The organism is Bacillus sp. FSL H8-0516 (assembly GCF_038635285.1).
GTDB lineage: Bacteria > Bacillota > Bacilli > Bacillales > Bacillaceae > Bacillus > Bacillus safensis.
In genome coordinates, this window is the sequence record NZ_CP152051.1 from 1,257,770 (window position 1) to 1,273,842 (window position 16,073).

19 protein-coding genes, 1 riboswitch and 1 other annotated feature are annotated in these 16,073 nt (G+C 43.6%); of the genes, 15 read left to right on the plus strand and 4 right to left on the minus strand.

Annotation, left to right across the window (positions count from 1 at the left end):
* The first annotated feature begins 5 nt into the window (after nucleotides 1–5).
* The 6 genes from MHB67_RS06155 to MHB67_RS06180 all read left to right on the plus strand — a co-directional run bounded on the left by MHB67_RS06155 (nucleotide 6) and on the right by MHB67_RS06180 (nucleotide 6,849).
* Complete coding sequence (locus MHB67_RS06155; RefSeq protein WP_103132226.1) at nucleotides 6–1,016, plus strand: ABC transporter ATP-binding protein; 1,011 nt, start codon at nucleotides 6–8, stop codon at nucleotides 1,014–1,016.
* Complete coding sequence (locus MHB67_RS06160; RefSeq protein WP_103132225.1) at nucleotides 1,016–2,638, plus strand: peptide ABC transporter substrate-binding protein; 1,623 nt, start codon at nucleotides 1,016–1,018, stop codon at nucleotides 2,636–2,638. The genes MHB67_RS06155 and MHB67_RS06160 overlap by 1 nt, the downstream gene beginning before the upstream one ends.
* Nucleotides 2,639–2,955: 317 nt before the next feature.
* Nucleotides 2,956–3,897, plus strand: coding sequence for an LD-carboxypeptidase (locus MHB67_RS06165; protein WP_103132224.1), 942 nt, complete (start codon nucleotides 2,956–2,958; stop codon nucleotides 3,895–3,897).
* On the plus strand, nucleotides 3,894–4,973 hold the full coding sequence (locus MHB67_RS06170; RefSeq protein WP_103132223.1) for a dipeptide epimerase: 1,080 nt from the start codon (nucleotides 3,894–3,896) through the stop codon (nucleotides 4,971–4,973). Before MHB67_RS06165 ends, MHB67_RS06170 begins: the two co-directional genes overlap by 4 nt.
* Complete coding sequence (locus MHB67_RS06175; protein WP_103132222.1) at nucleotides 4,973–5,884, plus strand: C40 family peptidase; 912 nt, start codon at nucleotides 4,973–4,975, stop codon at nucleotides 5,882–5,884. The genes MHB67_RS06170 and MHB67_RS06175 overlap by 1 nt, the downstream gene beginning before the upstream one ends.
* The gene (locus MHB67_RS06180) at nucleotides 5,881–6,849 is read left to right on the plus strand and encodes an oligopeptide/dipeptide ABC transporter ATP-binding protein (protein ID WP_044331824.1); all 969 of its coding nucleotides are present in this window, start codon (nucleotides 5,881–5,883) and stop codon (nucleotides 6,847–6,849) included. Before MHB67_RS06175 ends, MHB67_RS06180 begins: the two co-directional genes overlap by 4 nt.
* Before the next feature lie 38 nt (nucleotides 6,850–6,887).
* Here the strand turns inward: MHB67_RS06180 and MHB67_RS06185 are convergent, their stop codons facing one another.
* Nucleotides 6,888–7,769 carry a dimethylarginine dimethylaminohydrolase family protein gene (locus tag MHB67_RS06185; RefSeq protein WP_103132221.1) on the minus strand — a complete coding sequence of 294 codons (882 nt, stop codon included), beginning with the start codon at nucleotides 7,767–7,769 and terminating at the stop codon, nucleotides 6,888–6,890.
* A gap of 179 nt (nucleotides 7,770–7,948) precedes the next feature.
* Here MHB67_RS06185 and MHB67_RS06190 point away from each other — a divergent pair, with 179 nt between their 5' ends.
* The 5 genes from MHB67_RS06190 to MHB67_RS06210 all read left to right on the plus strand — a co-directional run bounded on the left by MHB67_RS06190 (nucleotide 7,949) and on the right by MHB67_RS06210 (nucleotide 10,831).
* On the plus strand, nucleotides 7,949–8,470 hold the full coding sequence (locus tag MHB67_RS06190) for an acyl-CoA thioesterase (RefSeq protein ID WP_008346212.1): 522 nt from the start codon (nucleotides 7,949–7,951) through the stop codon (nucleotides 8,468–8,470).
* A gap of 114 nt (nucleotides 8,471–8,584) precedes the next feature.
* The gene (locus tag MHB67_RS06195; protein ID WP_024424630.1) at nucleotides 8,585–8,911 is read left to right on the plus strand and encodes a PadR family transcriptional regulator; all 327 of its coding nucleotides are present in this window, start codon (nucleotides 8,585–8,587) and stop codon (nucleotides 8,909–8,911) included.
* 4 nt (nucleotides 8,912–8,915) lie between these two features.
* Nucleotides 8,916–9,674 (plus strand): hypothetical protein, encoded by a 759-nt coding sequence (locus MHB67_RS06200; protein ID WP_198456772.1) that lies wholly within the window; start codon nucleotides 8,916–8,918, stop codon nucleotides 9,672–9,674.
* 105 nt (nucleotides 9,675–9,779) lie between these two features.
* Nucleotides 9,780–10,268 (plus strand): small multi-drug export protein, encoded by a 489-nt coding sequence (locus MHB67_RS06205; protein ID WP_025092307.1) that lies wholly within the window; start codon nucleotides 9,780–9,782, stop codon nucleotides 10,266–10,268.
* A 17-nt stretch (nucleotides 10,269–10,285) separates the two neighbouring features.
* Nucleotides 10,286–10,831: a GNAT family N-acetyltransferase gene (locus MHB67_RS06210; RefSeq protein WP_024424633.1), complete on the plus strand. Its 546-nt coding sequence runs from the start codon at nucleotides 10,286–10,288 to the stop codon at nucleotides 10,829–10,831.
* A 14-nt stretch (nucleotides 10,832–10,845) separates the two neighbouring features.
* Here MHB67_RS06210 and MHB67_RS06215 read toward each other — a convergent pair whose 3' ends face one another.
* Both MHB67_RS06215 and MHB67_RS06220 read right to left on the minus strand, forming a co-directional pair.
* A complete protein-coding gene (locus tag MHB67_RS06215) occupies nucleotides 10,846–11,889 on the minus strand; it encodes a trifunctional transcriptional activator/DNA repair protein Ada/methylated-DNA--[protein]-cysteine S-methyltransferase (RefSeq protein WP_025092309.1) in 1,044 nt (347 codons plus the stop codon).
* Nucleotides 11,890–12,098: 209 nt separating this feature from the next.
* A complete protein-coding gene (locus MHB67_RS06220; protein ID WP_073204910.1) occupies nucleotides 12,099–12,233 on the minus strand; it encodes a YrzI family small protein in 135 nt (44 codons plus the stop codon).
* Between the two features lie 221 nt (nucleotides 12,234–12,454).
* Nucleotides 12,455–12,564: riboswitch (guanidine-I (ykkC/yxkD leader) on the plus strand.
* A gap of 67 nt (nucleotides 12,565–12,631) precedes the next feature.
* Between MHB67_RS06220 and MHB67_RS06225 the strand changes: the two genes are divergently transcribed.
* Both MHB67_RS06225 and MHB67_RS06230 read left to right on the plus strand, forming a co-directional pair.
* The gene (locus MHB67_RS06225; protein WP_025092310.1) at nucleotides 12,632–12,961 is read left to right on the plus strand and encodes a multidrug efflux SMR transporter; all 330 of its coding nucleotides are present in this window, start codon (nucleotides 12,632–12,634) and stop codon (nucleotides 12,959–12,961) included.
* Nucleotides 12,958–13,272: a multidrug efflux SMR transporter gene (locus tag MHB67_RS06230; RefSeq protein WP_024424636.1), complete on the plus strand. Its 315-nt coding sequence runs from the start codon at nucleotides 12,958–12,960 to the stop codon at nucleotides 13,270–13,272. The genes MHB67_RS06225 and MHB67_RS06230 overlap by 4 nt, the downstream gene beginning before the upstream one ends.
* 136 nt (nucleotides 13,273–13,408) lie before the next feature.
* Here the strand turns inward: MHB67_RS06230 and MHB67_RS06235 are convergent, their stop codons facing one another.
* The gene (locus MHB67_RS06235) at nucleotides 13,409–13,594 is read right to left on the minus strand and encodes a hypothetical protein (RefSeq protein WP_024424637.1); all 186 of its coding nucleotides are present in this window, start codon (nucleotides 13,592–13,594) and stop codon (nucleotides 13,409–13,411) included.
* A 161-nt stretch (nucleotides 13,595–13,755) separates the two neighbouring features.
* Between MHB67_RS06235 and purU the strand changes: the two genes are divergently transcribed.
* The gene (gene purU / locus MHB67_RS06240) at nucleotides 13,756–14,658 is read left to right on the plus strand and encodes a formyltetrahydrofolate deformylase (protein WP_024424638.1); all 903 of its coding nucleotides are present in this window, start codon (nucleotides 13,756–13,758) and stop codon (nucleotides 14,656–14,658) included.
* Between the two features lie 43 nt (nucleotides 14,659–14,701).
* Nucleotides 14,702–14,920, plus strand: a binding site (T-box leader).
* Between the two features lie 55 nt (nucleotides 14,921–14,975).
* A complete protein-coding gene (proB, locus tag MHB67_RS06245; protein ID WP_342492858.1) occupies nucleotides 14,976–16,073 on the plus strand; it encodes a glutamate 5-kinase in 1,098 nt (365 codons plus the stop codon).

The following is a 16,073-nucleotide window of genomic DNA, read 5'->3' on the forward strand; positions in this document are numbered from 1 at the left end:
GCGCTTTGAAAAAAGTTCTACAAATCATCGATCTGCACGTCAGCTTTCGGACATACGGCGGTTCAGTTCAAGCAGTACGCGGAGTGAATGTCGATGTATATGAAAAAGAAACCTTAGCCATTGTGGGAGAATCAGGCTGCGGAAAAAGTGTGACATCACAAAGCATTATGAGGCTTCTGCCTGCATACAGCGCGCAAGTCGATCAGGGAGAAATCTGGTTTCAAGACCGCAACTTGCTTTCAATATCTGAGAAAGAAATGCGCGCCATACGAGGTGTCGATATTTCGATGATCTTCCAAGATCCGATGACAGCACTAAACCCAACCTTGACAATAGGAGATCAGCTGATGGAGGCGGCGAAGGAGCATCAAAAGCTGACGAAAAAAGAAGTGAAAGAAGCCGCCATACAGATGCTTGATTTGGTTGGTATTCCGCAGCCGAAGGAGAGATTAAAGCAATACCCGCACCAATTCAGCGGGGGAATGAGGCAGCGGCTCATGATTGCCATGGCACTGATTTGTGAGCCAAAGGTGCTGATCGCAGATGAACCGACGACCGCACTTGATGTGACCATACAGGCACAAATTTTAGAACTGTTTAAAGAGATTCAGAGGAAAACAGGGGTTACCATTATCTTAATCACACACGACTTAGGGGTCGTAGCCCAAGTTGCCGACCGGGTAGCAGTCATGTACGGAGGGAAAATAGTTGAAACCGGAACAAGGCAAGATATTTTTTACAGTCCGCAGCACCCTTATACAAAAGGGCTCCTGCAATCCGTTCCAAGACTTGATATGAAAGATGAACTGATTCCGATTGAAGGAAGCCCGCCTGATTTATTTGCACCGCCAAAGGGCTGTCCGTATACCGATCGCTGCCCGGCTGCCATGAAAGTGTGTGATCATATCATGCCGCACGAAACGCAGCGATCACCTACTCATACAGTGCATTGCTGGCTCCAGGATGAGCGAGCGAACCAAGCGATGTTATCTTCAACACAAAGGGGGAGTTTTTGATGAGAAAAAAAGGGTGGATCATTAGTGTTTGTTTGTTCATCATCATGCTGCTCGCAGGATGTACAGCCAATGAGCAAGCAGGTAAAGGATCATCAAGCAACAAGAATGAAAAGAAAGTATTAACCTTAAATAACGAAAACGAACCGACGTCATTTGACCCGCCGATTGGTTTTAATAATGTATCGTGGCAAGGTCTGAATAACTTAATGGAAGGATTAACAAGACTGAATGAAAAGCACGAACCATCTCCTGCAATGGCGGAAAAATGGGAGATTTCAGAGGATGGAAAAACGTACACATTTCATTTAAGAGACGGCATCAAGTGGTCGAATGGTGATCCAGTGAAAGCGAGTGACTTTGAATATGCGTGGAAGCGTCTGCTTGATCCGAAAACAGGCTCTTCTGCATCGTTCTTAGCTTACATGATTGAAGGCGGAGAGGCATTTAACAGCGGAAAAGGAAAGAAAGAAGATGTAAAAGTCAGTGCTGAAAATGACAAAACGCTAAAGGTCACACTGGCATACCCGCAGAAATCGTTCTTAAATATGACCGCAAACCCTGCCTTTTTCCCTGTCAATGAGAAGGTAGCAGAGAAGGATCCAAACTGGGCAAAGGATGCCAAAACCTTTGTTGGGAATGGACCGTTTCAGCTGACAGAATGGAAGCATGATGAGAGCTTCACTATGGAAAAAAGTGAGACGTATTGGGACAAAAAATCAGTCAAGCTGGATCAGGTAAAGTGGCTGATGATCAGCGATCGAAACACTGATTATCAAATGTATCAATCGGGAGATTTAGATACTGCCTTCGTTCCAGCAGAACAAAGTGAAAATTTGCTGAAAAATAAAGATGTACAAATTGAAGATCAGGCTGGACTATTCTTTTATCGTCTGAATGTGAACATGGAACCTTTTCAAAATAAGAACATTCGCAAAGCCTTACAAATGGCGATCAATCCGCAAGATATCGTGGATTATGTAACGAAAAATAAAGAGAAGCCAGCTCGCGCCTTCGTTTCACCGGGGATTCTAGATTCAAAGGGTGAGGATTTCAGAGAAGCTGGCGGTGATCTTGTCAAACAAGATACGAGTGAAGCTGCGAAGCTATTAGAAAAAGGGCTGAAAGAAGAGAACTATTCAAAGCTGCCGCCCGTCACATTAACATATAGCACAAAGCCTGAGAACAAGAAAAAAGCTGAAGCCATCCAGCAGCAACTAAAAGAAGCGCTGGGTGTGGACGTGAAGCTTGCAAACATGGAAGCCAATGTATTTGCAGAAGATCAAAAGGCACTGAAATTCCAATTCTCACAAAGTTCATTTTTAGCAGACTATGCAGATCCGATCAATTTCCTAGAGAGCTTCCAAACAGGGAATGCGATGAACCGGACTGGATGGTCAAATGACACCTATGATCAGCTGATTAAAAAGGCGAGCCAGGAAGCAGATGAACAAAAGAGAAACAGCATCCTTCATGATGCAGAGGCACTTCTCATTGAAGAAGCACCGATCATTCCAATTCATTTTTATAACCAAGTTCATTTGCAAAAAGAGGGCGTGAAGGGAATTGTCCGCCACCCTGTTGGGTATATCGATTTGAAATGGGCACAAGTAGATGGAGAGTAATTGAAGGGAATGAGGGACACGGACGTTTTGAACAAAAGCGTCTCAGCACGCGGACAAACCCTCGCATTCTCTGTCAGTCCTGCGCTTCGGTGCTCACGAATGTCAAATTCGCTCCGCTCTGATGCTCGTCCTTCCTAGGGCTGCAAAGGTTTTCAGGTCACGCTGAATAGAAGACAAAGGACTAAAATAAAGATCATTTTAGCCCTTTGTCAACAATATAGGACGCTTTGAACAAAAGCGTCTGTTTCCTTTATTTGTTCATGTTATGGAGAAAATGCCCATAGATTGTAAGAAATAAAGAGAAAGAGGGGATTGGCATGAACCAGCTGCCAGCGGCGCTTCAAACAGGGGATACGGTGGGGATTATCGCACCAGCAAGCCCGCCTGATGAATTGAAATTAGCAAAAGGGATTGCCTTTTTAGAGAGCCTTGGGCTGAAGGTGAAAAAAGGGAAGTATCTCGATTCCCGGTACGGGTATTTAGCAGGGCGTGATCATGAAAGAGTGGAAGATCTTCATGGCATGTTTCAAGATCCAGAAGTCAAAGCAGTTATTTGTGCCTGCGGAGGGTACGGAACTGGAAGACTTGCGGAAGCCATTGATTATGACCTCATTCGCCGGAATCCAAAAATCTTTTGGGGTTATAGTGACATTACGTTTTTACATATGGCCATCCAGCAGCAGACCGGTCTTGTGACCTTTCATGGTCCAATGCTTTCCTCTGATGTGGGACTTGAAGAGGTTCATCCGTATACGAAGGATACCTTTTTGCAGCTGTTCACGCCGAAGGCCTTTACGTATACGCATCACTTGTCACCTCTTCATACCTTCTACCCCGGCACCGTGTCAGGTGACATCATAGGAGGGAATCTTGCCCTCATCGTGACAACACTTGGGACACCTTTTGAAATTGATACGAAGGGAAAGCTGTTGTTCATTGAAGATATTGACGAAGAGCCTTATAAAATCGATCGCATGATGCAGCACCTCACCTCTGCTGGAAAATTGGATGATGCGGCTGGATTCATCATTGGAGATTTTCATCAATGTGAACCAAAAAAGAAAGACCAGTCTTTAACGTTGGAACAGCTGTGGGAAACCTATATTGTGCCGCAAAAGAAACCTGCACTCGGCGGCTTTCGGATCGGTCATTCATCACCGAACTTTGCCTTTCCGATGGGCGTGCAGGCTGCACTAGATGCCGCAGGGAAAAAACTGCACATTTCTCCAGGCGTTGCAGCGAAAGAGGCGATCAAATGAAAATTGTCGATGTTCATACATGCAGAACGAGTGTACCGCTAAAAAAGCCTTTCAAAACCGCTTTAAGAACGGTGTATGACGCAGCATCTCTGATCGTCATCATCACATATGATCAAGGTGACGTCAGCTACGGAGAGGCAGTTCCCACATCGGTGATTACAGGAGAAACGCTGGAAAGCATCGACTATGCCATCTGTGAAGTGATCAGACCCATTTTGCTCGGGGTTTCCTTGGCAGAGTATGAACAAATCTTTTCTGCTATGAACCGCGTGCTCGCAAGCAATACAAGCGCAAAAGCTGCAATCGATATGGCCATTTATGATGGCTTAGCAAAGCAGGCAGGACTTCCGCTTTATCAATACCTTGGCGGATATCGTCATCAGCTTGAAACCGACTATACGGTCAGTGTAAACCGGCCGCTTGAGATGGCGGAAGATGCGAAGCAATACGCAGCCGAAGGTTTTCAGACGTTAAAGATCAAAGTAGGAAAAGATGATATACACACGGATATACAGCGGATCAAGCGGATTCGAGAAAAGGTCGGGCCAGACATTCAGATCAGGCTCGACGCCAATCAGGGCTGGACATGGAAGGAAGCGATCACAGCCATTCGAAAAATGGAAGCGCTGAATATTGAACTAGTAGAACAGCCAGTGCCGAAAGAAGATATCGAAGGTCTGCGCCGTGTGACAGAAGCAGTTGATCCATTGATCATGGCAGACGAAAGCATTTTCAGTTTTCATGATGCAATCAAGGTGCTTGAAACGAGAAGCTGTGATCTGATCAATTTAAAATTAATGAAATCAGGCGGCATAAAAGAAGCATTAAAAATCAATGCCCTTGCCGAAGCATACGGTGTTCAGTGCATGGTTGGCAGTATGATTGAGTCAAAGCTTGGCATTACAGCAGCGGCACATTTCGCCGCAAGCCAGCCGAATATCACCCGCTGCGATTTTGATGCCCCGCTTATGCTGAAAGAGGACATGATAGACGGAGGAATCGTGTACAAAGGAAAAGATATATTTTTACCGCTGCATCATGGGTTAGGCATTCAAGGGGTGAAAGGAGTCTCATGATGATATACGAATCAAAGGTTCCAGTCGCTAACGTTTGGACAGCGCCGCAGTCTCCCCGAGAAATCGATCGAAAGGTACTTCAGGACTCCATCAACATCAAAGAATGGATTGACCAGCAAACATATGAAGAAAAGCTGGCTTTATGTGAAGAAAATTTGATTCAATCTCAAGTACTGCTCGGCGGACAAGTGATTGGATTAGAAGAGACAGATGGCTGGATGAAAGTCGTCATACCACAGCAGGCCAGCCGGAAACATCCGCAAGGCTATCCAGGCTATATACCTGCTGAGCAATTAAAACAAGTAACAGAGGGAAGTGCGTCAGCTGCATCTCTTATCGTTTGTCAGAAAAAAGCCACGCTCTATCAAAACGGGGAACCTGATATGGAGATTAGCTTTTTAACAGAGCTGGCAGCCGCCAAAGAAACAGATGATCAATTTCATGTTGTCACGCCATTAGGAATAAGAGAAATCAACAAAGCGGATGTACGCCCAGTATCGCAAGCTTTCTCTATGACCGGCAAAGATGTCGTAGACGCAGGAAAACAATTTATTGGCCTTTCTTATTTATGGGGAGGCATGAGCAGCTTTGGCTATGATTGTTCAGGCTTTGCTTACAGCATGTACAAAGCGTGCGGATATCTTTTGCCGAGAGACGCAAGTGACCAAGCAGTTCAAGGAACGCCGGTTACATCAAGCCATTTAGAACAAGGCGACTTGCTGTTTTTTGCAAATGAAAACGGAAAGGGAGCGGTCCGCCATGTAGGAATCTACGCTGGGGACGGGATGATGCTTCATTCGCCTAAAACCGGCAGACAAATTGAGCTTCTTTCCCTTTCTGGCACTTCATATGAAAAGGAATGGGCAGGTGCAAGGCGGTATTTACCAAGTGAGAGGAGGAGCGATACATGACAGTTGAACCACTTTTACAAGTAAACAACCTTAAAAAACATTTTCACCTTTCGAAAGGGAGAACCTTAAAAGCGCTGGATGGTGTCTCTTTTCAGCTGAAACAAGGTGAAACCTTTGGTCTCGTTGGTGAGTCTGGCTGCGGCAAATCCACACTTGGAAAAGTGCTCATGCGTCTTTATGAACCAACAGATGGTGAAGCCTTATATGAAGGGAAAAGTCTTCACCACCTTTCTAAAAAAGAATCATTTGATTTCAACCGGCAAATGCAAATGGTCTTTCAAGACCCGTATTCTTCGTTAAATCCAAGACTGTCAGTAAAAGATATTATGCTGGAGCCAATGGAGATTCATCAGCTTTATGGCAGTCAAAAGAAAAGGATTGCCCGCGTGAAAGAACTGCTCGAAGCGGTAGGATTAAGCTATGATTTTGCCACCCGCTATCCGCACGAATTTAGCGGAGGACAGAGGCAGAGAATCGGCATTGCAAGAGCACTTGCCTTAGCGCCAAAGTTTATTGTCGCAGATGAGCCGATTTCTGCACTAGACGTCTCCGTTCAAGCGCAGGTCGTGAATCTGCTGAAAAAACTGCAAAAAGAGGAAGGATTAACATTTCTCTTTATTGCACATGACTTGTCAATGGTGAAATATATTAGTGACCGGATCGGTGTCATGTATTTAGGTCATCTCGTCGAATTGACGACCAGTGATGCACTATATCAAACACCGCTTCACCCATATACACAAGCCTTGCTGTCTGCAATCCCCATTCCAGATCCTGACGTAGAGGACAAGCGCAAAAGGTTTATTTTAAAAGGAGAAATTCCAAGTCCAGTGAACCCGCCAAGCGGCTGTGTATTTCGAACAAGATGTCCTGCCGCGATGGATGTGTGTGCTGAAAAAAAGCCGACATTACAAACGGTGGAAGAAGGACATGAAGTTGCCTGTCATTTATATAATAGAAAATAGGACAAGCTAGACAAAAACCAGCAAGTAGACAAGCTGTTCTACATGCTGGCTTTTTTAATAGATGAACGCCGAATAGGCAATGTGCAGCATCTGAAAGAGCCGCCGGATTTAATAATTTCAGAAAAGTCCACTTCAATAACGGTGTATCCGTGAGCGGTTAACGCAGCATTTGTTTCTTGGTTGCTGGGCAAGCTGATCACTTTTTTCTGCCCAATGGATAAAACATTTGGTCCAAGTGTGAATTGCTCTTGTTCGCTGATTTCAATCAAATCATAATACGTTTTGAGCCGCACGAGATCCTTTTGCTTGAACGCTTCAGGATAAATGATGATCTCGTCATGAGACAGAATATTCATCACACAATCAAGATGCAAAATGTGAGGAGGAAGGTGAATCGGAATGATGTCATGATCCGGCAGCTCCTTTTTGAGCTGGTAGATAGCGGCTGGACTAGTTCTTTTGCTCGTGCCAACAAACACACGGTTCTGATCCACAAGCACATCGCCGCCTTCAATCGTTCCGTCTGTCAAAGTGACAGCTGACCACCCTTTTGCCTGTGCCCATTCTTTTAGGTATTGTTCTTCCCCTTGCCGAACCGGAGCGGCCATACTTGAAACAAACAGTGTATGTCCAATCGTAAACCCAATATCCCGAGTGAAGACTTGCTCAGGGAAGCGGTCATTCGCCGGAAGCAGGATGGGCCGTACTTGATGATCTTTAAGGGTTTGGATCAATTGCTTATGCTGAGCGACTGCTTTCATTTGAGAAATATTTTCTTTCGCAAAATGTTTCTGGGTTTCGTTAATAATTTGTTTGATTTCCATATAAATAGGACTGCATAAAAGAACTTCTTCTAAATCGTTGTATTCACTCATGCATTGCGGCATTTTGTATAATTGCTCTGCTCTCATAGAATCCATTAAATGGCCTCCTTGTTCATTCATAGTTCTATTATTCCTTCTTCTAGCCATGGTTGAAACATTTCCGAAAGAAAATCTCTCACATAAGACTAAAGCAAAAAGTTTAGACAAACCTAAAAGAATAGTGTTTAATAAAAGTCGTTCCGCATCCACGAAAACAGCAAGAAGGAGCTATGATGATGAGTGAAGAAAATTTCAAATACTGCAAGGAATCGAAAGTTGTTAAAACAAGCAGGGTGTTCCCTCTCGATACGAATAACCACCAAACGTTATTTGGCGGGAAATTAATGAGTTATATAGATGACATTGCCTCCATCTCGGCAGCAAGACACAGCCGCAGTGAAACGGTCACAGCTTCAATGGATTCTGTTGACTTTTTAGAGCCGATTGGACAAAAGGAGTCCGTATGCTTGGAATCCTATGTCACATGGGTGGGTACGTCTTCTATGGAAGTGTTCGTCAAAGTCATTAAAGAAAACTTGATGTCTGGAGAGCGCAGACTCGCAGCAACTTCATTTCTGACATTTGTCTCATTAGATGAAAACGGAAAGCCTAAACGAGTCCCGCAGGTGATGCCGGAAACAGAGGAAGAAATCATGCTTCATCAAACAGCGAAGCAGCGGGCAGAGGAAAGAAAAAGCCGCCGAAAACATAGTAAGGCGCTTGCTGACGCACTTGGGACAGATAAGCCTTGGGCGTAAAAATCACCCTTTAAGCGGTGATTTTTTTCTGTGCCAGTATCTTGCAAGGCAAGATACTGTGTGGTAAGATAATGCTATCTTGTGATGCAAGGTACTGGAATCGGAGGAACAATCATGACAACATCCACACAAATGCTAAAAGGAATTTTAGAAGGCTGCCTGCTGTCGATTATTTCTGAGGGTGAAATTTATGGGTATGAAATGACGAAGAAGCTCGCGCATTATGGGTTTGATCAAATAAGTGAAGGCAGCATCTATCCGATTTTGCTGCGTATGCAAAAGGAACAGCTGGTGACCACCGTCACAAAAGCGTCAGCGACCGGCCCGAAAAGGAAATACTATACGCTCACACAAGCGGGAGAACAAGCGCTCACAGAGTTTATTGACCGCTGGAATGAGCTTTCAAAAAATGTAAACCGCTTATTACAAAAAGGGAAGTGAGATTATGGTATCAAAAGAAACAAGACACATTCTACTAGAGCTGCAACTTTATCTCATATCAAAGGGAAAAAATCAGGGTGAAATCGATGAGCTGATGGACGAACTGACAGCACATGCGGTTGAGGCTGAAAAAGATGGGAAAACAGGTGAGGATGTGTTCGGTGGAGATCCGCGGGGCTATGCTGATGAACTGGCAAAAGAGCTGTCAGGGAATCATAAAGACTGGGTGCCATTCGTCAGTGCTTTCTTAATTGGATCGCTTTTTTACATGATTTTAGCAGATGCAATCAGCCAAAACTTATCCTATTCTTGGTTTGCTTTGATTGGATATCCGCTCGTTTTAGTGGCCAATGTCATCATGATCATTGTGATGTTTAGAGCGTCCGCCTTTCAAACAAGCAGCCGGGTATTTCTCTACTTTTGGATGTTAGGAATCTTTCAGCTGACAGCGATGGTCACAATCAAACTATTGGATCAAAAAGTCGGCACACCACTACTTGTCCTTACTTCTGGCCAGAGGTGGGGCGTCATTTTGCTCATGCTGCTATGTATCGTTGTATTTAATGCAATCTTAAAGGCTAATGTCGTTTCATTGATTCCGATTATCTTTTTCGGACCGCAGCTCATCTTCGAATGGATTGGCTGGACGTCACCAAGTGTGATTTTGCTGCAAAGTCTGCTATCTATTGTGATTTTAATAGGGCTTATATTCATTGTACTGCGCCGGACAAATAAGAAAAATGAAAATACGAATGTAAACTGAGCACATCCTATCCGATGTGCTTTTCTTTTTCTAAAAAAATGTAGAAATGGAATTGTCTTTTTCATTACAATGGGGAGAGGACAAAAATGAAAAGGGGTTCTGTTTTTGGATATTGTATGGGGATATGTACTCGTTTTTGTATTGGCTGCCTTGCCTTTTTTTGAAGTGATTGGTGTCGTTCCATTCGCAATCTTAAGTGGGCTGCATCCTGTGACAACGGCTGTGATTGGATTCATCGGCAACTTTTTGACAGTCTTGCTTCTCATTGTGTTCGTCGACCGGTTTAAAGCATGGTGGTTAAAAAGAAAAGAGGAAAAAGGTGATGAAAAAGGAGAGAAAAAGCAGCTGCGGGCGAGAAAAATTTGGGAACGATACGGTCTGCCTGGGTTAGCACTCATAGGACCTTTTATCATCGGCAGTCATTTAGCAGCCTTGATGTGCATGAGCTTTGGAACGAAAAGAAAGCAAGTCGCGGTGTGGATGACTGTCAGTTTAATGATGTGGACAGCGCTGGCTGCAAGTTTAACCGGTGCGGGCTTCCATTACTTTGCCCCAGATTCAAATGGATTGTTCGGAGATATTTTTAGCAAGTAAAAAAGGGGGGATCATTAATGACAGTTCAAACAAGAACAGTATTTGAAACAGAGCGCCTGAAACTGAGAACGATGAATGAACATGATGCGTCATTTTTATATGACGAGCTGTTCCAGGATGAAGAAGTGATGAAGTATTATCCTTCTTTGAAGGATGAACAGCAGACAAAAGAGTGGATTGCATGGAATCAAAAAAATGACCGCATGTACCACACCTCACTATGGATCATTGAAGATAAAGAAACAAATGAACGACTTGGACAAAGCGGCATTGTCCTGCAAAACATTGAAGGACAAACCGAGCTTGAGATTGGCTATATGCTAAAGAAAGCGGCGTGGGGGAATGGCTATGCTGCTGAGGCTGCAAAAGGCTGCCTTACCTATGGATTTGAAGAAATGAAGGTCAGACGGATGGTCAGCCTAATTCGTCCTGAGAATGAAGCGTCGGTGAAGGTCGCTTTAAAAATGGGCATGAAAAAAGAAAAAACCATTTCAAAATGGGACCAAATCATTGATGTATACAGCATCACCCGTAACGGAGAAAACGGCTCGCTTACCGAATAAGCAGAGCCGTTTTTTTATGCACGCTGTTCTAACTGAAGCAAATATTTCTTCCGTTCAATCCCTCCGCCGTAGCCTCCAAGCTCACCACTTGTTTGAATCACGCGGTGGCAGGGAATGATAATCGCCAATTGATTGGCACCATTTGCATTACCAACGGCACGAACCAAATGCGGATCGCCTAGTTTCGTGGCTAGATCTCGATAGGATCTCGTTTCGCCTGCTGGAATGCGTGAGAGCTGGTCCCACACCTTCATTTGAAAAGGGGTGCCATGTAAAGAAAGCGGTACAGTAAACTTGGTCAGCTTTTTCTCAAAATATAAGGCCAATTCCTTTGCTAATTGCTGATGGACGTTTGTTTCTCCAACTAAAATGCGGGCATGATGCTTCTTTCTTAATGTTTCAATTTCTTTTTCGAGTCCCCGCCTGTCCATAAATTCCAGTAAATACACATGTGTGGCATCTGTCACACTCATCATGCGCCCGATCGGTGTGGAAATAAAATTAGCATAGAGAATGTGAATCTGCGCTTTTTTAGGGGGATTTCCCATGATTTTAGTAAATGCATCATTGAAGGCACTTGAAGATTCATAGCCGAAAGTGACCTGCTGATCGATTACTTTTTTTCCGTTCAAAATTTCTTTAAAGGCAAGTCCCATTCGGCGTGATCTTGCATATTGAACAAAGGTCATGCCGTAAATGTCTTTAAACTTTCTTCGAGCTGTGGCAGAGTGAATCCCTAATTGGCGGAAGTCCTCTTCCTTCCAGCGTTTCTCAGGATTTTTTTCTACTGCTGAAACGAGTGTTTTGACTTCTTCAGGAATGCTGTTAGGGTATGTTAATGGTGTGCAGCGCTTGCACGGGCGATACCCTGCCAGCAGTGCTTCCTCCGCTGTAAAGAAAAACTCACAGTTTTCAAATTTTGGCTTTCTGGCCGTACATGTGGCATGACAGAAGATACCGGTTGTCTTAATACAGGCAAAGAATGTGCCGTCATATTGCGGATTCTTGTCAACAAGTGCTTGATAAAATTCATGTTTTTGTTCATCGGTCATCATCATATGAAGCCACCTCTTGATTTTCTATAAAATGTTTTTCAGCATTGTTTGGGGTACGACGGATGATCTGTAAATACATCATCCTAAAGTTGGACGTTCATCGCATCAATCTGATTTCATTATATCAGCGATGTGATCATTGACGTATCCGTGCTTTAAGGAACAATCAAGCATCATAAACATGTCAATCTCCTCCTTTTCTCATTCCTGTTTTAGTTCATATATTTTAGCTGCTTCTGTTTCATTTCTTCATAAAATGCTTCAACTTCTTGTTCGTAAAGTACGGTCTCCATGTCCTTGTATTTACGCTTGATCGTCAATGTCATAAAAAATAAATGGATTGTCATATACGCTCATTTCCCTTCAGTCCGCAGCACGCGAACAGCCCGCAAATCTTCTTTATCAGTGGACCTGCTTCTAACACTTAGTATACGGCGGCTCCATAAAAATTCTTTCGAAAAATTAACAAGTATATTTGCATGTGGAAAGCAAAGCGGTAGACCGGTATTTCGGGGTGTGATACAATTTTGACACACAGAATCTGCTTTAAGTCAGATCTGCTTATTAAGAAATGGTTTTCTAGGGTTCCGTGCGGGTGGCGCAGTCTGGACCGAGAGAAAACACATAGGGTCTAGACAATAGACCGTATGGACACGGAGGGATAAAAGCCCGGGAGATTTGATCAAACGATCGATTTCCGGGCTTTTTTTATTGCTTGGAATCGTTCAGAAAGGAAGAGAATCGGATGAAATGGGGAAATGTATTGATTGCAGCCATCTTTGAAGTTGGCTGGGTGATGGGGTTGAAGTATGCTGACTCTTTATTGGAATGGGCCGCAACCATCGTTTGTATTGTCGTCAGCTTTTATTTACTCCTGAAAGCCACGACTGTACTGCCAGTTGGCACACTTTATGCTGTTTTCACCGGACTTGGGACAGCAGGTACTGTCATAGTAGGTATGGTACTGGGAGAGCCAGTACAGCTGGTGAAATTACTTTTAATCATGGTGCTTTTAAGCGGTGTATTAGGGCTTAAACTAACCACAGGTGAAAAGAAAGGAGAGACTGAATCATGAGCTGGCTTTTACTCATTGGTGCAGGCATTTTAGAAATGCTTTGTGTCACCATGATGAATCAATTCCAGAAAGACCGGCATGTCAAATGGATTTTATTCATTGCAGCTGGATTTTCGCTGTCCTTTCTCATGCTCTCTCTTGCGATGAATACAATTCCGATGGGAACGGCATACGCCATTTGGACTGGCATTGGAGCTGCTGGAGGAGCCATTGTCGGCATGCTGTTTTACGGTGAGTCGAAGGACGCAAAACGTATATTCTTTATCGCACTGATTTTATCTGCGGCGGTCGGGTTAAAAATCATTGAATAAGAAAAGGCTGTCATCTGTCTGCCAGCCTCAGCATGTAGACAAACCCACACATTCTTTGTCAGGCCTGCAATGGTTGTCTATCACGCTGAAAAAGAAGAAAAAGGGCTAAAATAAAAATCATTTTAGCCCTTTTTTGTTACATCGAATGATGATTGGAATCGTTTTCATTTTTGCGGTAAAGCTGACTCACTAGAAGAAAACAGACACCAAATGTGAGCAAAGGAATGAGTCTCTCACCGGCCATAAAAAGATAAATACCTGTGATCAGACATACGATGCCGAGCCAAAAGCTCACTTTACCAAACAAAGTCATGCTTTTCATCTCCATCACTCCTTTTGTGATAAAAGGTCTACTCACATTATATCACGCTAGGTGCAGAATTGAATGAATATTCAATAAAAAATAGACTCTTCATTGCTTTTTCTCTTTCCAGTCCAGTATAATATTTCATTAGAATGAAAACGCAAATGAGGTCATGATACATGAGAACATTGATTACAGAGAAACTTGAATTACACAGACAAAAGCACGAGCAAAAAGGCAGATTACTTGTCAGCTGCCCAGATCAGCCTGGTATTGTATCAGCTGTTTCTTCCTTTTTATTTGAGCACGGAGCGAACATCATTGAATCGAGCCAATACACAACCGATCATGAAAGCGGCAGGTTCTTTTTAAGAATTGAATTTGATTGGAAAGACATCTCGGCGAATATGGATCAATTGAAAAATAGTTTTGAGCCAATCGCAGCCTCATTTCAAATGACGTGGAGCATGTCGCGTGCAAGTGAGCTTAAAAAGCTGGCAATCTTTGTCTCAAAAGAGCTTCATTGTCTGCATGAGCTGCTGTGGGAATGGCAAAGCGGAAATTTAATGGCTGAAATCGCAGTTGTGATCAGCAATCATGAAACGGCAAAAGATACAGTAGAATCGCTTGGAATCCCATTCCATTTTGTAAAGGCGAACAAAGACATTCGCAAAGAAGCTGAAAAAGAGCAGCTCGCCTTATTAGAAGAGTACGACATTGATGTGGTTGTGCTTGCTAGATACATGCAAATTTTAACGCCTGGATTCATTGAAGAGCATCCGAACAAAATCATTAATATCCATCATTCCTTCCTGCCAGCGTTTATTGGTGCAAACCCATACAAGCGGGCATATGAGCGGGGAGTCAAATTAATTGGTGCGACTTCTCATTATGTCACCAATGATTTAGACGAAGGCCCGATCATTGAACAGGATATTGAGCGGGTCGATCACCGGGATGATGCGGAAGCCCTAAAAAATATTGGCCGGACAATTGAGCGCAGTGTGCTTGCACGTGCTGTCAAATGGCACCTTGAAGATCGCATTATTGTTCATGAGAATAAAACGATTGTCTTTAATTGACCGCTTGACTTTTCTTTAGCAATTGGTGATAATATAAAAAAATTAACGAGCGTTGAAAAGGAATAGTAAGCAGGAACTGATGCGTAAAGAGAGCAAATGATGTGCTGAAACATTTGCCGCAGACAGCTGCTGAACCTGCCCTTTGAGCCTTAGAGGAAAAATCTAAGCGCGTGCCTGGCGTTACAGGAGTTGAGTGGAATAAGCAGATCGCATGCTTATTCAATGAAGGTGGTACCACGGAAAATCCCTTTTCGTCCTTTACATAAGGAGAAATAGGGATTTTTTTGTGCCTAAAGGTATAGCGGAGGGAATCAAGGATGAAAAAGCAAAGGATCGTCATAAAAATTGGCAGCAGTTCATTAACAGAGCAAAAAGGAGCCATTGATGAACAAAAGATGCAGGATCATGTAAGAGCCATAGTAAAGCTCAAAGAAGCAGGTCATGAAATCATTTTAATTTCATCAGGAGCCGTTGCAGCAGGATTTGGCAGTTTAGGCTATCCATCAAGACCTGTGACCTTAAAGGGGAAACAGGCAGCCGCTGCCGTTGGTCAGGGTTTGTTAATGCAGAAATATACAGAGCTTTTTTCACAGTTTCATATGACACCTGCTCAAATGCTTTTAACACGTAATGACTTTTCAGATCGAACAAGATATCGAAATGCTTACGCAACGATGATGGAGCTGCTTGAAAGAAAAATCTTGCCGATCATAAACGAAAATGATTCAGTCTCCATCGAGGAGCTTACCTTTGGGGATAATGACATGCTGTCAGCTCTTGTCAGTGGATTAATCCATGCAGACCAATTGATCATATTAACAGACATCAATGGCCTTTATGATGCAAATCCAAATGAGCATCCTGAGGCGAAGCGATTTGATGTCCTGACCCACATTTCAGAAGAATTGTTTTCATATGCAAAGAGCACCGGTTCAAAGGTTGGAACAGGCGGAATGAAATCGAAGCTGTCTGCTGCACAAACGGCACTTTCACTTGGCGTGAAAGTCTTCATTGGCACAGGCACTGGAGAAGACAAGCTTCTTCGTATTCTTGCGGGTCAAGGCGACGGAACGTATATCGGTGAACAGGATTTATCAGCTGTGAACAACCGCCGTCAATGGATTCAATTCCACTCACCGGTCTCTGGGAAGATCATGATTGATGCAGGAGCGGAAGCGGCGATTTTGCATAATGGCAGAAGCCTTCTTCCGGCAGGAGTCATTGATGTCGCTGGTGACTTTTCTAAAGGAGAAGTCGTAGAAGTCGTCGGTCCAAACGGATTAGTTGGTAAAGGACAAACCTTGTACGCCTCCGATGAGCTTCTCGGCATTAAAGGAATGCGAAGTGACGAGCTTGCAAAAGAGAAGCCTGAGGTCATACACCGAGATCACTGGGTACAGCATGTACAAAACTGA